The following is a 15,044-nucleotide window of genomic DNA, read 5'->3' as shown; positions in this document are numbered from 1 at the left end:
TTATGCACTCATAATTTAAAAATGGAGATGGAATTACGTTTTTAAAGGTGACGGAGCTAATTAAAAAGTAAAGTTATGTAAAGAGATAAAAGCTGGGGTTTTGATCAGGACTAAAATGTGCTCTATTTGGCGTTGAGCCAGCTGCTTAAAGTCAGCAAGTCATTTGAATCCGAGAAAACACCAGGGGTCAGGATGGAATATTCGTGATGGTTATGGAGATTAATCACGTGCAGAAAGTGAGTGTGGAATGAAGTTGAAACGAAAGCATCAGGGTTTGATTGGCGCATTACTGCAAGGAGCGGTGGCGCTAATTGGTGTATCGTTAGCTGGCTGTGATGGTGGGCTGTCGGAGGCGTCACAACAACATGAAAATAGCACGGTAGAGGATGCTGCTGTTACGGCTGAGTCGGGGAAGAAGCTGACTGAGGTGGCAGGGCGGGCAACCATGCAAGATGATTCGGAGTATGCACCTCGCACGCTTGATATTAGTGAACAGCAGTTTATTGGGCGTTATCGCACACAAATTCAATGTGATGGTTATTTTTTCCCTTGTGAAACAGGGAAGGCTGATTTTATTCTCAATTTTTTACCTGATGGTACGGTGCATCGCAGCATTGTACGCTTAGGTAAGGTCTTTTCGGAAAAACAACGCCCTGGCTTTTCAAACTTAAATTATCGCCGTGATACGTGGACCATGAATAAAGAGCGAACAGAGCTGATCGTGCATCGTAAAGAGGGGATTAATTTTTATTATCGCGTGGTGGATTCGCAAACGCTGCAAATGGATTTAGATAAAAGTAATAATCTAGATGCCACTAACCAAAAATTGTATGCACGAGGTTTTCCGAAATTAGAGCGTGCGTATACATTAAAGCGTGAGCTTAATTCATAGTTAAAATGGAATTGGGCAAAGCAACAGAATAAGACTGAAGAATAAAAATAGTGAAGAAATGAACAGCGTGCGAATTTTATGACTTAAATAGCGTGTCGCTAAATAAATGTCACATCAATGCAATTAAAGAGGATTTAAATAAATGGTGGGTCGTCCGCGATTCGAACGCGGGACCAACGGATTAAAAGTCCGCTGCTCTACCAGCTGAGCTAACGACCCTGAGCAAGGTGTGCGAAAGAGTATTCGCTGAAAGTTTAAAAAAAGAAATTTTTAAAGCATTCGAACCTGAGCAGGTTTGTAAAATTAGATTTTACAAGAAAGATGGTGGGTCGTCCGCGATTCGAACGCGGGACCAACGGATTAAAAGTCCGCTGCTCTACCAGCTGAGCTAACGACCCATCAAGGGTATCAAAGGAATGGTGGGTCGTCCGCGATTCGAACGCGGGACCAACGGATTAAAAGTCCGCTGCTCTACCAGCTGAGCTAACGACCCATATCATTTGATGGAGCGTATTGTAGCAAGATATGCATCGAGCGCAAGTAAAAAATCGCAAACTTGTTGATGTTTGATTATAAATACATCAAATTTGCGATTAGGCAGCTAAAAAACAAGCAATTTGAGTTTAGAAACGATATTGATAGGCTTGAATGTTATCAAAGACTTGTTGCGTTAAATCTGCATAGGCACTGCTGTTGGGTAACAGGACCAGCAAGCGTTCATCCGTTTTTTTAGGGTCAAAGGCTTGTTCTTTGAGCTTGTTCTTTTGGTATTTAAACGTTCCTGTAGTTTCAACTTGCTTTTGTACGCGTAAGAAAACGGGTACAGCATAGGCAGGCAGACATTTTTTAAAGCTCACGAGCATTTGGGCTAAATCCTGCTCATTCAGTTCAGCGCCGTCTGCCAGGATAATCGCAGCCATTCCCGCACGACCATTGGTGTTTGGAATTTCAACACCATACACTACAGCTTCGGTGATTTTGTCATATTCACTGACCATATTTTCAACTTCAGTCGTGGACACATTTTCGCCTTTCCAGCGGAAGGTATCGCCTAAGCGGTCGACGAATTGGGCATGACGGAAACCAATGTCGCGGACTAAGTCCCCTGTGTTGAAGTAAGCATCTCCAGACTTGAAGACATCTTTAAGAATCACTGATTTATTTTTTTTAGGGTCGGTATAGCCATCAAAAGGGGAGCGGCGGGTAATTTTACCAATCAATAAACCAACTTCGCCTTTTTTGACCTTGATACAGCCACCTTTGGCATCATAAACAGGCGCATTTTTTTCTTTATCAAACTGGATAATGGCATAAGGCGTGGGTGAAAAACCGACAGTGTTGTCAAAGTTAAATACATTGCTAAAGCCGACATTGCCTTCGCTCGATGCATAAAGCTCTAAAATTTCTTCAATACCAAACCGCTGTTTGAATTTGTCCCAAATATTCGGACGCATGCCATTGCCGATCATTTTGGTGACACGGTGGCCTTTTTCTAAATCTGAAGGTGATGCATCCATGAGGTAGCGACATAACTCACCCACATAGCCTATGGCAGAGGCATCGAACTTTTGCACATCTTTCCAAAAAGCAGAAGTGGAGTATTTACGGCGTAAAGCCAAGGTGCCAGCACCTGCAATCACGCCACACCAACACACCACAATACCTGTTGCATGGTACAGCGGCAAGGTGACATACATTACATCGTCTTTGCCGAGGTTGAGTACGTGCCCGTAGGTTCCATAAGCCAATGTCCAGCGGCTATGCGTGAAAATAACGGCTTTAGGTAGACCGGTTGTGCCTGATGTATAAATATAAAACAAGCCATCTTTACCCAGCACACTATGTGTGGTTGGGGTATTGAACTTGGCAAAGGCATCAATTTTTTCAGCAAGATTACTAAAACCTTGTGGTGCAAGGCCTGCATCTTTTTGGGTTTCTTGGTCGGCAAACCAATAGAAACGATCCGCAGAGAGATTTAAATCATGACGGATTTCATCAACTGCGGCACGACATTCTTCACCCACGATGACTGCGATGGGTTTGACCAGATTAATACTATGCGCCAGCACTTTACCGATTTGAGAGGTATTGACTAAAGCCGCAGTAACGCCAATTTTGGCAAGTGCAATCACGGTTGCAACCAATTCAGGGCGGTTTTCAATCATCACTGTGATGACATCCCCCTTTTTTGCCCCGATGGATAAAAAATAATGCCCGATTTGGTTTGCCCATTCGTTGAGGGCTTGGTAGCTAAATTTTTGATCTTCAAAAAGCAGGGCCATACCGTGAGGGTTGCGCTTCACTGCTTTTTCAAAAGCAATCCCGAGGCCTGCTGGGGTGTTTGGGGTACGTAAATATGCTTGCTTTAATCCACTGAGTAAGTTGGGAACTTTACTGATGAATTGAGGAAGTTTTGTTGCAACGTCAGTAATACCAATGAGGTCATGTGATGGGTGTTGGCTCATATGAATCCTAATTATTTTATGCAATCCAATGCGTTTGAATAGTGCTCAGTTTCTACACTTGTTCTTTTAATCGTTTCGGTCTAGTGCAATCAACCTAATCTGACGAAAATAACAAAAAAACCTAGCCACTGACATGACTAGGTTTTTAAAATTTATAACTCTAGGGCGAATTACGATTCAGTCGGGCTCGCTTTTTTCGGTGGACGACCGCGTGGACGACGTGGGCGAACTGGCTTGTCCGAGTCTGATTTATCTGACTCGTCCGCAGCTGTTTCCGTTACAGTTTCAGTCGCTTCTACTTTTTCAGCTTGCTTTGATGCTCTAGGCGCTTTGGCTTGAACCGGAGCAACAACAACTTCCACTTCTTCAACCGCAGCTACATCAGCCATGCTTTTCACTTCACTGCTTTCAACGGCAATAGGCGCTTCGCTTTCTGTTACAAGAGCAGGCTCGTTTTCCTCTGGAGTTACAGCAGGCGCAGCTTCAGCAGCAGGCGTTTCTGCAACAACCGCTGTTTCAGGCGCTGACGATTCAGCAACAGGTGTTGTTTCGCGCGCTTGTTTGGCTTGTTCAGCAGCCAGTTTAGCTAAACGACGACGCTCACGCGGGTCATTTGCAACACGTTGTTCAGACACAGGTGCAGGCGGTGTCAGGTCCAATACTGGAACTGGCTCTGCTTCAGGCTGCGCTTTTGTGATTTCAACATCACGAGTGACCGGTTTTTTCTCTGCTTCAACAGCAGGCGTTGTCACAGTTTTGCTTAACGTTGCTGCATACTCTTCAGTAAATTTCTGAAGGGCACGGTTGAAGGTTGGAATTAAACCAAACTGCTCAATCAGCACTGAACAGTCTTCACCATAGACATGGCGAATCAAGCTGCTGATGGTGTACTGACCTAAAGTTGGCACCTGTGAAGGTGTGAGTTTAGGTGTTTCAGTTTGCTGTGTGTGTGCAGCGCGTTGTTGGCGACGGCGTTGGCGTGGGTCATTGCTGGCACGTTTTACGCTTTCACGTGGTTTTTGCTCTGTGTGTTGTTCAGCAGGTGCTGCTACAACTTCAGTTGCTTTCTCCTGCACCACTTTCTCGGCATTTATTTCAACTTCTGCTTTCGCAACAGCAGTTTGTTGAGGCTTAGTTTCGGTTGCAGTGTGTGCGGGCGGAGTTAATGCCACGATTTCACTTTGCGCTTGATCGACATTGACCACATGGGCTGTTGTGATCATTTCTTGACGCGGTGCTTCAATCAACTCAACTTTAACTTGAGGTTCTTGAACCACAGCTGGCGCTGTTTCAGTCGCTTGCTCATTCAGTACACTTGGATCGCGATGGCGATTTGGGCGCTCTGGACGAGGTTGGTTACGGCGGTCACGACGTGGCATTGCATTTTGCTGTTCGTTTTGAACATCAGTGTTTTGCTGTTGCTCACCGTGTTGGCGACGTGATGAACGCTTGTTGTCACGCGGTTCCTGACGTTGCTGTTCACTGCGCTCTGGACGGTCTTGACGTTGGTGTTCACCGCGCTCAGAACGTTGTTCATGACGGTCTTGGCGTTGTGGTTCATTGCGTTCAGGACGTTGTTCATAACGATCTTGGCGCTGTTGATCTTGACGAGAGACCTGCACAATTTCTTCATGAACTTGGTTGTCATGTTGCGCATTTTGCTCACGTGACTCTTTGTGCTTATTAGGGCGCTTTTTGTTGTGGCGTGTGCCGCGTTCTTCTTTCTCTACATGCTTATCTTCACGGTGTTCAGATTTTGCATGAACAGGTGCAGAGCTCATGTAGACATTATTGCTTGGTGCAACTGGTGCCGCAGCAGGCGTACCAACTTGACCAAACTGACCACGGCTCACTGCACCACCATTCACCATTTGCTCAATGGCAGCAGCAGCATTATTTGCAGAACGTGATTGATCGACAGTCACAGCTTGTTTTTGTACAAACAAGTTTTCTAGCCATGCACATGGGCTGCTTGAAGGAGCCGTTTGGGCAGGGGCTTGTTGCGCGACTTGTTGTTGTGGCGCGTTGTTACGAGGTTTTTTGTTGCCTTTTTCTTGTTGTGCAGGCGCAGGAGCGGCATGTTGATGCACATGATCTGCGCCATCTAAATGCCATTCTGATGACTCGTAACCCAACTCTTTTTCGCTTGAACGTGTTGCTTCTGTACGTTCATAGCTGGTTGGTGCAAAGCCTTCAGGGTTATACGAAATTTCGTAATGTGGGGTTTCTAAGTGTGGGTGCGGAAGCACAGTCACACGAACACCTGAGGTTTGTTCGAGGTAAACCAGCGTGTGACGCTTTTCATTCAATAAGAATGCTGCAATTTCAACAGGAACCTGTACTTGAACTTCACCATGACGTTCACGCAGCGCAATTTCTTCTACTTTACGCATGATTGAAAGCGATAATGAACGTAAGTCACGAACCATACCTGTGCCATGACAGCGCGGGCAGACATAACCTGTTGCTTCTTCAAGTGAAGGGCGTAGACGTTGACGGCTCATTTCCATCAAGCCAAAACGAGACAATTGACCGAATTGGATACGGGCACGGTCGCTTTGTGTTGCTTCGCGAAGTTTCGCCTCCACCATACGTTGGTTACGGTCTTTGGTCATGTCGATAAAGTCGATTACAACCAAACCACCAATGTCACGTAAACGTAGTTGACGTGCAATTTCTTCCGCTGCTTCAAGGTTGGTATTGAGCGCTGTATCTTCAACGTCACTACCACGGGTTGATTTTGCAGAGTTAATGTCAATTGACACTAATGCTTCGGTTTGGTCAATAACGATTGAACCACCTGAAGGAAGTTTAACTTCACGTTCATAAGCGGTTTGAATTTGGCTTTCGATACCAAAATGCGCAAATAACGGTTCATTTAGCGTATAAGTTTTTAGCTTGTCGATTTGACGAGGCATGACTGCTTTTACGAAGTTATAGGCTTCGTTATAGGCTTGCTCTGAATCAATTAAGATTTCAGCAACATCATCACGTAGATAATCACGAATTGCACGCGTCACCACACCCGCTTCTTGGTGAACCAACATTGGTGACGGACCAGAACTTGCTGTATTTTGGATTTGCGCCCAAAGATCCAGTAAGTGCTGTAGGTCGAGTTGTAATTCTTCTTGAGAACGGCCAATACCCGCAGTACGCACAATCACGCTCATGCCACGAGGTACATTTAACGATGCCAACATTTCTTTCAATTCTTCACGTACTGAACCTGAAATTTGACGGCTAATACCACCACCTTTCGGGTTATTTGGCATAAGTACCAAATAGCGACCAGCTAGAGAAATGAAGGTAGAAAGGGCAGCGCCTTTGTTACCGCGTTCTTCTTTTTCAACTTGAACCAAAAGCTCTGTGCCTTCAGTAATCAATTCGCGAATGTTTGAAGTTTGGCGTGGGTCTGCTTGATAATATGAATTTGCGATTTCACGCATAGACAAGAAGCCTTGACGTCCCGCACCATATTCAACAAAGACGGCTTCTAAAGAAGGCTCAACGCGAGTCACGTGACCTTTATAGATATTGGATTTTTTTTGTTCACGGGTACGATTCTCTAAGTCAAAATCGTAAAGACGCTGCCCAGTGACAAGTGCAACGCGAATCTCTTCTGCATGTGTTGCATTAATCAACATACGTTTCATGGGTGTAACACCTAATAGTGATACACAGCAAACTATCGCTAAACACGTAGCGAACATCAAACATCACGGACCAATTTTACTCAGATCTCAAATAAACCAATTGTGGTCTGAGTTTTATTACCTGCCTTTTTGATCGGCTTCGGTTTTGATTCACATATTGATGATGGCAATACGGCTTCAATCTTTAAACGATTAAAGTCTCCTGCGCGTTTCACTGGCGGACAAGCGGTGCATTGGATGTAAGTAACTTTCACTGTCACATTTGCTCGAAGAGCAACCCTTCTTTTTGGATAGGGTGTCTTGATACGGAATTATCATCGTACCTTTACAACTGAACAGATCCATATGCATCAACGCTGTGGCCTGAATACGACATCAGGGAGCGACTAATCTGATGTATATCAGTTTACGTTTAAAAACCAACCTTCGTTGGTCACATATTTTTTTGGGCAAACTGATTTATGTGCAGATGCACAATTAAACCTAACAGTTTGCTGTTTTGCCGATATAATAAGCCTTCGGCGTCGGCATAATTCTTTTGGGACCGTTCCAAGCTGAGTTGAGTTATTTTCTTAACTATTCAATTTAAAATTGAAATGATTAAGCTTTTGACTCACTTATGGTGGTATCCGTGCGCTGACTATATCAAACCTTGTACCATCTGCCTATGGGCTAAGCTAGTCTTTCTTGTGTAAAGCATAGCCTAAATGGTCATTTTTTATTCAAATTCCGTATTTTTTAGGTCGCAGTAACTGTATGAATTCTACCCAACAATGGCAAAACGTGACGTGGTTTGAAGTGGACGAGCATCAAGCAGGGCAACGGATTGATAACTTTTTATTTAGCCGTTTAAAAGGTGTGCCTAAAAGTCGTATTTATCGCCTGATTCGTGAAGGTCAGGTTCGCGTGAATAAAAAGCGTATAAAAGCAGAAACTAAGTTGTCTATTGGTGACCAAGTTCGTGTGGCACCAATTCGCTATGAACAAAAAGATGAAAATGCGGCGCCTGTTTCTGACAAAGTAGCACAGAGTTTACTGAGCCGTGTGGTGTATGAAGATGAAGGATTGATGGTTGTCAATAAACCATCTGGCATTGCCGTGCATGGCGGCAGTGGTGTGGCTTATGGTCTGATTGAAGGCTTACGTGCCGCGACAGGTAAAAAATATTTAGAACTGATTCATCGTATTGACCGTGATACCTCAGGTTTGGTGATGATTTCTAAAAAGCGTAGTGTGTTAAAAAGCTTACAAGACATGTTGCGTGAACACAAAATTAAGAAAACTTACGCTGCTGTAGTCAAAGGTGTGGTGAGTTTAGACAAGCAGTTAATTGATGCGCCTTTGCACCGTTATGAACTGGCCAATGGTGAACGTCGTGTGCGTGTGTCAAGTGAAGGTAAAGAGTCTAAAACGCAGTGGAATGTGGCTGAACGTTTTATGCATGCAACCTTAGTTTATGCATCGCCACTTTCAGGTCGTACCCATCAAATTCGTGTGCATGGTTTAAGCATTGGTCATCCACTGGTCGGTGATGATAAATATGGCCATGAAACAGAATATAAAGGACCGAAACCGCGTCGTTTATGTCTGCATGCAATGCGTTTAGACATCCCAGGTTATGCGCCAATTGAAGCGCCTTTGCCTGAAGATATGCAGAGTATTGTGGCGCAGCTAAGAGCACAGAAGAAGGACTAAATCTTTTCCCTTTCATTTTGGGAGAAGTGATAAAGCCATGACTTTTGTTGAGCTGATGGAATGTCCTGTACGCGCTTTAAGCACTGCTTTAAAGGGAAGTGTAAGTCAGCTCAACAGCGACTTCTTCTTGTCGCCATTGTGTAGCAAATGCATCGTGTAAATTGACTTTATAAAAGTAAATATTGGAACCCCAGCATGAACAAACCTGTAGAACTGATAATCTTTGATTGGGATGGGACATTATTTGATTCAGTGGGGCAGATTGTGGCGAGTTTATTGTTTGCCGCGCAGCAATTTGCACAACCTTTAACTGCTGATGCAGCAAAAAGTATTATTGGTTTAGGTTTGCCAGAAGTCGCGCAGCGATTATTTCCTCAAGTACCTGAGCTACATACTGAGATTTTGCAATGTTATGCCGAGCATTATGTGGCGAACTCGAAAGGCGATGTCTGGTTCGACGGCGTAGCTGATATGTTGAATGGCTTACGTGAAGCGGGTTTACAGTTGGCGGTGGCGACAGGTAAAAGCCGTAAAGGCTTAGATCGAGTATTGGCACAAACGCAGAGCCAGGCACTATTTGTGACAACGCGTGCTGCCAGTGAGACTAAATCTAAACCGCATCCTTTGATGTTGGAAGAAATTTTAGCTGAAACGGGTGTGTCTGCTGAACGCGCGATTATGGTCGGTGATACCAGTTATGACCTAGAAATGGCGCGTAATATTGCCATGCCGAGAATCGGGGTGAGCTATGGGGTGCACACACCTGAAACGCTCAGACAATATCAACCTTTAGCCATCGCGGATGATGTGCCGAGCTTGCAGCAGCATTTATTGCAATATGTTGACCTTAAACAAGTGATTTAACTTGAGTCGTCTAAATATATAGCCTGTGGAAGATGGTCAGAGTGAGCCTGCCAGTTTTGGGTCGATCATCTTTAAAGTTTTTGTCTTTAGTATGTTTTAAGGCGAATGAACTGTTCATTACATTATTAGGTTTGTGATTTGAAAAAGCTCTTTGATGGGGCTTTTTTTGTGATGTTGTCGCCTAAAGAGCTTTAATTATTGCCTTTATATTGGATGGTTGTCATTTGAGAGGATGACAAAGAAATGAAAAACAGGGTACTTATATAGTCCACACGCCAAAAAACCAATACAATACTGATATGAGTTATCCAATACATTTTAGAAAGAAAATATTAGCCAAGCTTGAAGAAGGTCAATCTATCCGAGCGGTTGCTCAGCACTTCGAAATTAATAAAAATACAATTGTCGAATGGAAAAAGCGAATCGAAATAAAAAGAACTCGACCAAGAAAACCATCTAAAGTTGATGATGATGCCTTACGTGCAGATGTTGAGCAATATCCTGATGATTATCAATATGAACGCGCTGCTCGTTTTGGTTGTAGCACTTCTACAATTGGAGATGCGCTCAAGCGTCTAAATATCACAGTTAAAAAAAGACCTTACGGCACCCGAAAGCAAAAACAGAACTCAGAGAACAGTATTTAAAAGATTTAAACCGATTAAGGTATCAACACCCGATTATCTATCTTGATGAAAGTGGATTTAAATCTCATGAACATAGACCTCATGGTTATTCAAAACAGGGAACTCCTTGTTATGGAACATATAATTGGCAATTAAAAAATCAAACCAATGCAATAGGAGCAATCCATGAGGGTAAGTTATTTGCAGTTGGCTTATTTGATAGCAAAGTAAATTCGGATGTATTTCATTTTTGGGTAGATAAGTTTTTATTACCAGAATTACCCTCGAATAGTATAATTGTCATGGACAATGCAGCCTTCCATAAACGACCAGATATACAAGATCTATTAACCCAACATGGGCATCAAATACTTTGGTTACCACCTTATAGTCCTGACCTTAATCCTATTGAAAAAATGTGGGCATGGGTGAAAGCAAAAAGGAAAAAATGGTTGGTTAACTCAATAGATAAGCTTTTTAGTCGTTTCTTTAACGAGTGTATGGGTAATTAAGCGGTTTGACTATAGCGTGATAAAACCTGCTGCGACATTGATACTAATGGCGAGAATTGAGGTGTTAAAACCATAAGCTAAAATAATATGCAGAATATTGAGAATACGCATCGAACGCGAGGTAATGGAAACATCCGCGGTTTGCGCAGAAGTACCAATCACATAACTAAAATATAAAAAGTCGGGATAGGTTGGCTGAGCCGTTTTGGGAAAGTCTAAGCCTGCATCTTGTTGGTCTGCGAGAGCCAGATAATAATCATGCGCATAATGAATGGCAAATACGGTATGCATAAAGAACCATGCGCTAATAATGGTGAGTAAGGACAGCGCCAAGTGCCCATATTTGATGGTTGGGTCATTCGGAAGATGAGTCAATTCTAATACAATCGCAATTAAGCACATGAGCAAAGTCAGGATGACCAACAGTAGAATGATCCATTTACTGGCATCTTGCTGTTGTGCATGTTGCAGAATGTGCCGATGGTCAACAGACCACAGGGTGGTCATGGTTTTGAGTAAATAACTTGAAACGGCAATATTCCAACTGATCAATAGATTGGTCGACCAAGACCAGTCGCTAAATGTATTCAGCAGCGTATAAAAAACAGCAGTCAGCAAAAAACTAATGAAAAAGAAGGGGCGAAATTTCATTGCTGTTTTTAAACGCTGCAAAGTGGGCATCGGCATAATTTTCTCCTTCTTCGTTTTATTTTTTTCGTGCTGCTAAAATTGCAGTGCCTACTTAAGTATCAGTACCTACGTCTTCAGTATCAGTCTGTGTTCGGACTTCAGCTGTAGGGAACCTGACAAAAGTTAGTTTTTATTAGCCTATCCTAGCTTAAAAAGAATACAAAATGAAAAAGCGAGATGTCATCGACATCACTGAAAAACAAAATGGTGAAAATATGCTTGTCTTACAGCGTATAGTTCTATGAGAAAGGCGCGTAACTATTTATTTTATTCAGAAAATAGTGGCGCGCCGAATGAGATGAATAATCAGGACTCACTGCGGATTTATTCGCGGTTAATATCCAAATAAAATACCCGAGTCAGTAATTCTATAAATTTAGTCACTGCCATTGAGCTGTTATTTTTACGATAGTTCACATACAGATCCAAATACGGCAGCTCAACCTCAAGTGGACGAATTACCGTGTTGTTCATGCTAAGTGGCGCAATGTAACCGGGTAAAATTGTACAGCCGAGCCCCAAGCCAATCGCGTTGATATTGAATAGGATGTTGTCAGCTTTTTGCACAATGTTAAATTCAATATTGTGGGCTTTGGCAAATTCCAAAATGGTCTGGTGTAAAGTCTGTGACTGCTCGGCTGCGGGAATAATAAAATCAATGCGATCTAATGCTTTAACCGGAATTCGCTCGTATTGGGCCAAAGGATGATCTTTCGGCAATAGGAAAATGAGTGGTTCACGCAGTACAAACTGGCTTTCAATTTCATCACTATGGACATTATTTCGTGTAAAGCTAATGTCCAATTCACCTTTTTTCAGCAAACGCAGTTGCTCAGTATTGTTCATACTGAACAACTCAATTTTTAATTCTGGGTTTTGTACTCTTAAATTGGGCAGCACATAAGGAAAGATTTTCATTTCCGCAACAGGGACAAAACCAATGCGGAGCATCTGCTGTTTGGCCTGTGACACTTGGCGTGCCATAGCGACCGCTTTGTCTGCCTGAGCCAAGGTGAGACGTGCTTGTTCAAGGAAAACAGCACCTTCTTCCGTGAGTTCAACTTTTCGCTTGGTTCGATACAGTAACTGTACGCCGACATCTTCTTCAAGGTCTTTGATTTGCTGACTTAATGAGGGTTGAGCGGTATAAAGTTTCAGTGCTGCTTTACTAAAGTTCAGTTCTTCAGCAACAGTAATGAAATAGCGAAGGTGTCTAAGTTCCATATAAATAACCCACTGACTAATCCAAAAAATGTCTTACCATGACTGCAGTAAAGTATAATCGATAAACAACAATGCCGTGAAGATGATTCAATTATTTAGAAAATAAATGATCTTGGGTTGATTTTTGAGATTTTCGTATATGAAATAACAGGTTTAATAATTGCTAAAAGGTATTAATTAAATATTGAAAATAGTTCATTCCAATCACCTGAAAATCGGGTGAGGTGAACTACATAAAAATACAATTGCGTTTTGCTGAAATTGGATATGATAAAAACATAAATATAATTTAATTGAACATATGGGCTAAAAATCGATATGGCAGATTCAAATAAACTGGTGGTCTATGCCGCGCTGTTGGGGAATTTAGCCATTGCGCTGGTAAAATTTATTGCGGCTTATTTGACCAACAGCTCTGCCATGTTGAGTGAAGCCATTCACTCTGTTGTGGATACCTTAAACGAAATTTTACTGTTATATGGACTGAAGAAGTCGAATAAACCCGCCAATTTTAATCATCCTTTTGGCTACGGGAGAGAGCTATATTTTTGGGCCTTCATTGTATCTCTTATGGTCTTTGCCTTAGGGGCATTGGTGTCTATGTACAATGGGATCATGCACATTTTGCATCCTGAACCCATTTTAAACCCGACCATCAATTATGTTGTACTTGGCTTTGCATTTGTAAGTGAAGGTATTTCATGGTGTGTTGCTCTGAAAGTGTTTCGTAAGGCGAAAGGTCAGCAAGGTTATTTTGAGGCCTTTCGTCGCAGTAAAGACCCCACCACGTTTACAGTTCTATTTGAAGACTCTGCTGCATTAATTGGTCTGTTGATTGCCTTTCTGGGTATTTATTTGGCACATCGTTTAAATATGCCTGCACTGGATGGGGTGGCATCCATTCTGATTGGGCTGGTTCTGGCGGTGTCTGCTTTTCTTTTGGCACGGGAAACCAAAGGTTTACTGCTCGGTGAAACCGCGGACCTGCATGTACGGCAAAATATCTTAAAAATTGCCCAAGACGATGAAGGCGTACTGTCGGCCAACGGCTTACTGACCGAGCAAATGGGCGCCAAACAGGTTTTGGCCTCATTGAGTGTAGAATTTGAAGATCACCTCACTACCGATGAGATAGAAGCGTGTGTTAATCGAATTGAAGTAAAAATTAAACAAAAACATCCTGAAATTGTGGCACTCTTTGTGAAGCCGCAATCAAAAAAAGTGTGGTTAGAGCGAATGCAAGGACGCTTGGAATAGGTTAAGGTAGAGGTCAGTTTTCAAAACTGGTCCTGTTACTGGTGTATTGCAATAAAGATAACGACGTTAAATGAAGCCAAAATCAACTGAACTCCATTATCAAATTCCGACTGAAAATACCATGTCCCATACATGGCGACAGCCCGAATTTCAGTTTCTACACTCCGATCATTATAACGGGACTCGCTTTGTCAATTCGGTTCGTCGACCTGAGGGCCGTAGCCGAGGCGACTTGCTGAAATGGTTGATTAAGCGTAAATCTTCGACATGGAATGTAGATTTGGCGCAAGAGTATGCGCACTTTCATGCCGATAAAAAAAGCCTGCCGCAAGATCGGCCTCATGCCGATTTAAAGGATTGGCAGGTGTGGTTTGTGGGGCATGCCACGGTATTACTGCAGATTGGACCCTATAACTTATTGACCGATCCTGTGTGGGCGGAACATGTCAGTCCGAAGCAAGGGCGGGGACCTCGCCGTGTTATGCCTGCTGGCATTGCCTTGGAAGATTTACCGACCATCCATGCAGTGCTCTTGAGCCACAACCACTATGACCATATGGATATTGCCAGTCTGAATTGGTTGTATGAGCGTTTCGCTATGCCCATTTATACAGGCTTAGGTAATAGATGGTATTTACCCAAGCACTTACAAGTGCTGGAAATGGATTGGTGGCAGTCGGCGCGTCTGCATGATTTAAAACTGGTCTACACCCCAGCACAGCATGGTTCTGGCCGTGGTCTGCGCGATCAAAATCGTGCGTTATGGGGCGGGTTTAGTGTTCACTGTGGCGCTGACTATGCTTATTTTGCGGGGGATACGGGTTATTCACCGCACTTTAAAGAGCTGCATCAGCGTTTTGGCGCACCGCGAATTGCGTTACTGCCTATCGGGGCGTATGAACCGCGTGAGCTCATGCGCTATATGCATATGAATCCGCAAGATGCTTTTCAAGCACACAAAGACCTGCATGCCAAATGCTCGATGGCCATTCACTATCGTACCTTTCAGCTGACCGATGAAAGTCGTGAACAACCCGAAATTGACTTAAAAGTGGCGATGAAAAATAGCTCAAAGCTGATGAATCCGTTTGTCTGTTTAAGAGAAGGTCGACGTTTAACTGTGTAATGAATGCTTTATATAAAGATTATGTGATGGCTGGGGCAAA

At 43.1% G+C, this 15,044-nt stretch carries 10 protein-coding genes, 3 tRNA genes and 1 pseudogene; 7 read left to right on the top strand and 7 right to left on the bottom strand.

Annotated elements, in window-relative coordinates:
* Positions 1-247: 247 nt before the first annotated feature.
* Positions 248-892: a hypothetical protein gene (locus AC4CU3_RS06625; RefSeq protein WP_279044910.1), complete on the top strand. Its 645-nt coding sequence runs from the start codon at positions 248-250 to the stop codon at positions 890-892.
* 143 nt (positions 893-1,035) lie between these two features.
* Here AC4CU3_RS06625 and AC4CU3_RS06620 read toward each other — a convergent pair.
* The 5 genes from AC4CU3_RS06620 to AC4CU3_RS06600 all read right to left on the bottom strand — a co-directional run bounded on the left by AC4CU3_RS06620 (position 1,036) and on the right by AC4CU3_RS06600 (position 7,010).
* Positions 1,036-1,111, bottom strand: a tRNA-Lys gene (locus tag AC4CU3_RS06620).
* Positions 1,112-1,214: 103 nt separating this feature from the next.
* A tRNA-Lys gene (locus AC4CU3_RS06615) sits at positions 1,215-1,290 on the bottom strand.
* Positions 1,291-1,309: 19 nt separating this feature from the next.
* A tRNA-Lys gene (locus tag AC4CU3_RS06610) sits at positions 1,310-1,385 on the bottom strand.
* A gap of 130 nt (positions 1,386-1,515) precedes the next feature.
* Positions 1,516-3,357, bottom strand: coding sequence for a long-chain-acyl-CoA synthetase (locus AC4CU3_RS06605; RefSeq protein ID WP_279045331.1), 1,842 nt, complete (start codon positions 3,355-3,357; stop codon positions 1,516-1,518).
* Between the two features lie 170 nt (positions 3,358-3,527).
* Positions 3,528-7,010 (bottom strand): Rne/Rng family ribonuclease, encoded by a 3,483-nt coding sequence (locus AC4CU3_RS06600; protein WP_279045333.1) that lies wholly within the window; start codon positions 7,008-7,010, stop codon positions 3,528-3,530.
* 756 nt (positions 7,011-7,766) lie between these two features.
* Between AC4CU3_RS06600 and AC4CU3_RS06595 the strand changes: the two genes are divergently transcribed.
* The 4 genes and pseudogenes from AC4CU3_RS06595 to AC4CU3_RS06580 all read left to right on the top strand — a co-directional run.
* A complete protein-coding gene (locus AC4CU3_RS06595; protein WP_126038381.1) occupies positions 7,767-8,705 on the top strand; it encodes an RluA family pseudouridine synthase in 939 nt (312 codons plus the stop codon).
* A gap of 195 nt (positions 8,706-8,900) precedes the next feature.
* Positions 8,901-9,569 carry an HAD-IA family hydrolase gene (locus tag AC4CU3_RS06590; protein WP_148826811.1) on the top strand — a complete coding sequence of 223 codons (669 nt, stop codon included), beginning with the start codon at positions 8,901-8,903 and terminating at the stop codon, positions 9,567-9,569.
* A gap of 299 nt (positions 9,570-9,868) precedes the next feature.
* Positions 9,869-10,216: an IS630 transposase-related protein gene (locus AC4CU3_RS06585; protein WP_490738058.1), complete on the top strand. Its 348-nt coding sequence runs from the start codon at positions 9,869-9,871 to the stop codon at positions 10,214-10,216.
* 17 nt (positions 10,217-10,233) lie between these two features.
* A pseudogene (locus AC4CU3_RS06580) lies at positions 10,234-10,707 on the top strand (IS630 family transposase); the annotation flags it as partial.
* Between the two features lie 9 nt (positions 10,708-10,716).
* Here AC4CU3_RS06580 and AC4CU3_RS06575 read toward each other — a convergent pair.
* Together AC4CU3_RS06575 and hcaR are read right to left on the bottom strand one after the other, a co-directional pair.
* Positions 10,717-11,394, bottom strand: coding sequence for a DUF1345 domain-containing protein (locus AC4CU3_RS06575; protein WP_279045037.1), 678 nt, complete (start codon positions 11,392-11,394; stop codon positions 10,717-10,719).
* 327 nt (positions 11,395-11,721) lie between these two features.
* Positions 11,722-12,621, bottom strand: coding sequence for a DNA-binding transcriptional regulator HcaR (hcaR, locus tag AC4CU3_RS06570; protein ID WP_490738057.1), 900 nt, complete (start codon positions 12,619-12,621; stop codon positions 11,722-11,724).
* Between the two features lie 318 nt (positions 12,622-12,939).
* On the opposite strand from hcaR, the gene AC4CU3_RS06565 reads away from it, so the two are divergent.
* Complete coding sequence (locus tag AC4CU3_RS06565) at positions 12,940-13,878, top strand: cation diffusion facilitator family transporter (RefSeq protein WP_126038371.1); 939 nt, start codon at positions 12,940-12,942, stop codon at positions 13,876-13,878.
* A 70-nt stretch (positions 13,879-13,948) separates the two neighbouring features.
* Positions 13,949-15,004 carry an MBL fold metallo-hydrolase gene (locus AC4CU3_RS06560; RefSeq protein ID WP_114837881.1) on the top strand — a complete coding sequence of 352 codons (1,056 nt, stop codon included), beginning with the start codon at positions 13,949-13,951 and terminating at the stop codon, positions 15,002-15,004.
* The last annotated feature ends 40 nt before the right edge of the window (positions 15,005-15,044 follow it).

It is taken from the genome of Acinetobacter sp. 802_lipA, from assembly GCF_058242885.1.
This window is presented reverse-complemented; position numbering and strand designations above follow the sequence as displayed.